The 5,338-nt window shown below is 70.0% G+C and carries 4 protein-coding genes; 2 read left to right on the top strand and 2 right to left on the bottom strand.

What is annotated here, in order from left to right; genetic code table 11:
- Positions 1 to 1,687 (top strand): telomere-associated protein Tap (gene tap, locus GPJ59_RS32970; protein WP_374200981.1); only part of this gene is annotated, 1,687 nt, incomplete at its 5' end.
- Positions 1,688 to 1,757: 70 nt separating this feature from the next.
- Positions 1,758 to 2,312, top strand: a complete 555-nt coding sequence (tpg, locus tag GPJ59_RS32965) for a telomere-protecting terminal protein Tpg (RefSeq protein ID WP_219671587.1) — start codon at positions 1,758 to 1,760, stop codon at positions 2,310 to 2,312.
- A 109-nt stretch (positions 2,313 to 2,421) separates the two neighbouring features.
- Here the strand turns inward: tpg and GPJ59_RS32960 are convergent, their stop codons facing one another.
- On the bottom strand, positions 2,422 to 2,895 hold the full coding sequence (locus GPJ59_RS32960; RefSeq protein WP_219671586.1) for a MarR family transcriptional regulator: 474 nt from the start codon (positions 2,893 to 2,895) through the stop codon (positions 2,422 to 2,424).
- Positions 2,892 to 3,608: a hypothetical protein gene (locus GPJ59_RS32955; RefSeq protein ID WP_308120619.1), complete on the bottom strand. Its 717-nt coding sequence runs from the start codon at positions 3,606 to 3,608 to the stop codon at positions 2,892 to 2,894. The genes GPJ59_RS32960 and GPJ59_RS32955 overlap by 4 nt, the downstream gene beginning before the upstream one ends.
- Positions 3,609 to 5,338 lie beyond the last annotated feature (1,730 nt).

Genomic DNA, 5,338 nt, shown 5'->3' with positions numbered 1-5,338 from the left:
CCCCCCGCCCCCCCCCCCCCCCCCCCCCCCCCCGGGCCCCCCCCCCCGGACCCCCCCCGCCATGAGCGCCACGAGCGCCAAGAGCCCCCAGCCCGCCAAAACCCTCCCCCCCCCCCCCCTCATCCCCTGGGCCCTCACCGAAGCCGGCCTCCGCTCCCCCCGCCTCCACCGCAACGGCAAGGACGGCGACCCCCTCCTCGTCCTCACCCCCGCCGCCACCGAAGCCCTCGGCCTCCCCCTCACCCTCGAAGACCGCCGCGGCCTGCGCCTGCCCGACAACCACCCCGTCCTCAAGCAGCTCGCCAAGGCCAAGTGGCAGCTCACCCGCCGCGGCTTCGGCCCCTGGCCCCGCGTCTACCGCCCGGCCTCCCCCACCACCGGCCGCCAGTGCGTCCAGCTCGCGATCCTCCCCTGGGGCGCCCTCGACCCCCGCGCCTGGGGCGAGGACACCGCCACCCTCCCCGCCCCCGAGCTCGCCGACCTGCTCACCACCTACGCCACCCGCGTCCTCACCCCCCGCGGCTCCACGGCCGTCACCGGCCTCGAACTCATGACGGCCCTACGCCCGCCCACCCGCGCCGCACACGACCCGGCGACCAACACCTGGGTGTCCGCCCCGGTCCCCGGCTCCCTCACCCGCCCCGTGGACCCGGCACCCCCGGAGGCCCCCGACGAACACCCGGTCGTCGCCGCCCTCTACCCGCGCGCCCACCAGCGCACCCCCGACCAGGTCCTGGACGAAGAGGCCTACGACTGGATCCGCAGCCCCGAGCTCCTCACCGACGCCGAGTGCGCCCGCACCCACGCCGTCGGCATCGACGTGAACATGGCCTTCGCCGCCGCCGCCAACCGCCTCACCGTCGGCATCGGCCCCGCCGTCCACACCACGAACCCCGCCTTCGACCCCAAACTCCCCGGCTGCTGGCTCGCGGACCTCTCCTCCCTGACCCTCGACCCGCGCCTCCCCAGCCCCTTCACCCCCCACGGCCGCCCACCCACCGGCCCGGCCTGGTACGCCACCCCGACCCTCGCCTACGCCGCCGAGCTCGGCCACACCCCCCGACCCACCGAAGCCTGGATCCGCCCGGACAACGGCCCCTACCTCGACGCCTGGTACTCCCGCCTCCGCGACGCCTACATGGCCACCATGGCCGACCTCGGCGTCACCCCGGACCTCACCCCCGAGGCCTTCCTCGCCGCAATGGCAACCCACAAGGACCACAGCCGCACCCACGCAGCCGTCCTGTCAGCCATCAAGGCAACGGTCAAGGGCGGCATCGGCAAGCTCCGCGAACGCCCCCAGGGCGCCGGCTACCGCCCCGGCGAACCGTGGCCCGCCCTCGAACGTCCCACCTGGCGCCCCGACATCCGCGCCGCCGTCATCTCCACCGCCCGCGTCAACATGCACCGCAAGATGCGCAAGCTCGCCGAAGCAGCCGACCTGCACCCCGTCGCGGTCCTCTCGGACTGCGCGGTCTACCTCTCCGACGGGCCCAGCCCCCTCGACTTCCTCCCCCGCACCCCCGAGGGCAAGCCCCTCCCCGGCGGCTTCCGCCTCGGCGTCAGCCCCGGCATGGTCAAGCACGAAGGCACCCAGCCACTCCTGTGGGCGGTCCAACTCCTCGACCAGGGCCACAACCCCGCCCGCCACATCAAGGGCCACGACGCCGCAGCCGACGGCGAGTAACACCGACGGCGAGTAACCCCGACGCCGGCAACCGAGCCCCCGAACGAGACCGAGACCGAGACCTCCACCCGTGTCAGACATCAGCGACAGCCTCACCCGCGCCGACGAGCAGCACTTCACCCGCCCCGTCCCCAAGTCCGCGGGCGCCCAGATGCGCTTCCTCGTCAAGCAGCTCAAGTCCACCAAGGCCGCGGCCGAGCTCCTCGGCATCTCCCGGCGCACGGTCGAGCGCTACGTCAAGAACCAGATCCAGCATCCCAAGCCGGCCCTGGCCGCCCGCCTGGAGGCCGAGGTCCGCAAGCGCTGGCAGCCCCTGGTCCGCAAACGCGCCCGCGACCAGGCCGCGCGACAGACCGGCCTGGTCATCGAGACCCGAGCCCGCTTCGGCTTCACCGCCGCCCCCGGCACCACCGACGACGGCCGGATGCGCCGCCTCACCCAGCACCTCCCCCCGGAGTACGCCGCCCGCCTCTTCGCCGCCCAGGAGTCCGGCGCCACCGAACCCCAACTCCGCGCCATCGCCGCCGAAGGCCTCCAGGAGATCTACTTCAAGGACAACGGCGCCCGCGCCACCGGCCTCCTGGTCGAGTTCACCGACATCGACTACGTGGACTTCACCTTCTGAAGGCCCCAGAAACGCCCTGGAAGCCCCCCAGAACGCCTTCGGCCCCCCTCCCCGCACCAAGTGCCGGAAGGGGGGCCGAAAACCCTTCAGAAGCCCTCTACCGCCTCGCTCACCCCACAGCGTGGAGAGTCCGCCGCCTCTTCGACTCCGCAGCCTTCTTCGCAGCGGCCTGCGCCGCCCGCTTCTTCCGCTGCTCGGCCAACTGGTCCTGGTACGCCGCCACCGCCCGGTGGTAGCTGGCCACATAACCCCGGGCGTCCAGCCGCTCCTCGACCGGCATCGCGTTGACGGCCGCGACGGCATCCTCGAACGAGTTGTAACCGGCCAGCATCGGATTGACCTGGTACACCCCGTTACGGACCTTACGCACCAACTTCGCCAGCTCGAGGCTGCGCAGCGCGGCGTTCACACTCGGCCGGCTGAGCTCCAGCAGCCCACCGATGGTCGCCTGGTCGATCAGGATCCGCCCGCCGGGCTCACTCAGCGAACGCAGCTTCAGCAACACCCGGTAGGACGCAGGCGGAAGGTCAAGGTCGGAGAGAAGCCCGTCGGCATTGACCGCAGCGAATCGCAAGGTGCTCACTGAGCTGTCCCTTCTTCCTTGCGCTGTCCCCGGCTCAACCGCCGCGCAGCGCGCTCTTTGGCCCGTTCGGCCCGCAGTTCCGCGATCGCCTGTCGCATGTGGTCCAACGACGGGAACCGCACCAGGTCAGGCAGATTCGTATCGCTGCGAATCTCCGAGATGGCGCTGTGCTGCTCCACCTTCACGAACTCACCCGCCGTCTCCGTCCCCGGGATGAACTCAGCCACCCGGTAACTGTAGGGCGGGTTGAACTGATAGACACCCCGCCGCACCTTGAAGACGATCCCATGAGACATCACCGTGTGGAGCGCTTCCGAAGTCTTCGTCCGACTGACGTCCAGGATGGTAGCCATCTCCTCCTGGGTAAGGGGAATCCGCCCCCCCGCTCGCTGGCACGCGATCAGCAGCAGGATCAGCCTCAACGGCAAGGCTTCCCTGAAGTACTGCGCAATCACCAGGAAGAACTCGAGGCTGTCCATCGAGAACGCATTTGGCTGACTCTGTGTCCCGTAGAACTCCAGCGGCTTGCGCTCGCTGTCCAGCGTGAGCTTCCGGCTCGGGTACCGCCGGGCAAGGCTGTCCAGATCCTTGACCGGAGCCAGCGGCTGACTCCACGCGCTGATCGCGTCATCAACGGGGAGATCAGGACGCGGCGCGCGCGCCGGACTCGGCCGACGGCGCTGTGGCTCTGCTGACACGAGGATGCTCTCCACTTCGTTGATCTGCGGAGAGCAGTATGTCAACAAGGGTGACACTAATGTCACGCTGGTTGACGTTCGGCGTGTCTTATGTCCCCCCAGCAGGGACACATCTCGGCCACCCCCCTCCCAGCCCCCCTTCCTGACCCCCTCACCCAACCCCACCCCGCCCCACCCCAGTTCGCCGACACATCCACCCTAAAACGTCAGTCTCCCCGACGTTTTAGCCGAAAAACCGTCAGCCACACTGACATTTTGCAGCAGTTCTGTCCCCCCACCAGCGACACATCGCCCCAGATATGTCCCCCCTGGAGGGACATATCTTTCCCCCCGCACCCACCCTGACCTGCGCAAACGCATATCCGTACCTTCTATACGCCCGTGCGCCCTCCCTTCCAACCCCCCAACCTCCCTCCGAACCCCCCTCCAACGCCCCACTCCTGACCCCTCATCACCCCAATCCCGCGCTCAACCCTCCCCCGGACACGATGTCCAGAACGCCGCCAAACCTGACCGGTTCCCATCCTTATCCGAGCCCCACTTTGAATCACCCCATTAACGCCGTTAACACCCCACCCTCCGGCTGACCCTCACGAGACTGCCCGCCTGGCCCACATCAGCAAAGAGCCGACTCCGAAGTCCCCCCTACAAGCTGCAGACCCGCACCTCGTGAAGCGGGGTGCGGGTCTGCAGAGCAGCCCATTCGACGTAAAACGAAGCGGAACTCGGAACCGATCCGGAGCCAAGCGCAGGACCCCGGCCCAAAGGGCCAGCTCTGGCTCCGCAAAGCGGAGCCCCACCAAGCGCAGCGAGGTGGTTCGTTGGCACAGCGCGCAGCACTGTGAAACCCGGAGCGAAGCAGAGGGTCCAGCCCCAGAGAGGGCTCGCCTGAGCCAGGCGGAGAGCTTGCTCCGAAGAGGCCGGCCGCGCGAAGCACGACCGGTCCGTCTCCTCCGCACAGAGCGCGGAGGAGACGTTGGCTCGAAGCAAAGCAGAAAGCCAACCACGAAGGAGCCTTCATCCAAAGCGAAGCAAACGCAGCCGGGCTGCCCGGAGTCCGGCCTGCCTGTTCTTCCGCGCGGAGCGCGGAAGATTCATTGGCTTGGAGCGAGGCGGAGAGCTGGCCCCGACGGGGCCACGGCCACACGAAGCCCGGGAGGTCCCTCCTCCGCGCGCAGCGCGGAGGGTTCCTTAGCTCGGAGCGCAGCGGAGAGCTGCCCCCCAGGAGGGGGGCGGCTGCCCCCTCCGCTGCCCCCTCCGCTGCGCTCTGCGCAGCGGTTCCATCAGCTCGGAGCGCAGCGAAGAGCTGACCCGAAGGGGCCTTTGCCCAGAGCGAAGCAGAGTCCGGCTGCCGGAAGCAGCCTGGCTGCGCGGAGCTCAGCCTGCCCGCTCCCCCGCGCGGAGCGCGGGGGATTCGTTGGCTCGAAGCGAAGCGGAGAGCCAGCCCCAAAGGGGGCACGGCCACGTGAAACGCGGACGGTCTCTTCTCCGCGCGCAGCGCGGAGGTTCCGTCTGCTCGGAGCGCAGCGGAGAGCAGCCCCCCGAAGGGGGCCCCGCCCGCACGGAGCGCGGGCCGCCTCTCCTCCGCGCAGCGGAGGAGAGGCGTTGGCTCGGAGCGCAGCGGAGGGCTGGGCCCCGAAGGGGCCGCGGCCGCGCGAAGCGCGGGCGGTCTCTTCTCCGCGCGAAGCGCGGAGAAGTCGTTGGCTCTGAGCGAAGCGGAGAGCCTGCCCCGAAGGGGCCACGGC

This window comes from Streptomyces bambusae, assembly GCF_019400985.1.
GTDB lineage: Bacteria > Actinomycetota > Actinomycetes > Streptomycetales > Streptomycetaceae > Streptomyces > Streptomyces bambusae_A.
This window is presented reverse-complemented; position numbering and strand designations above follow the sequence as displayed.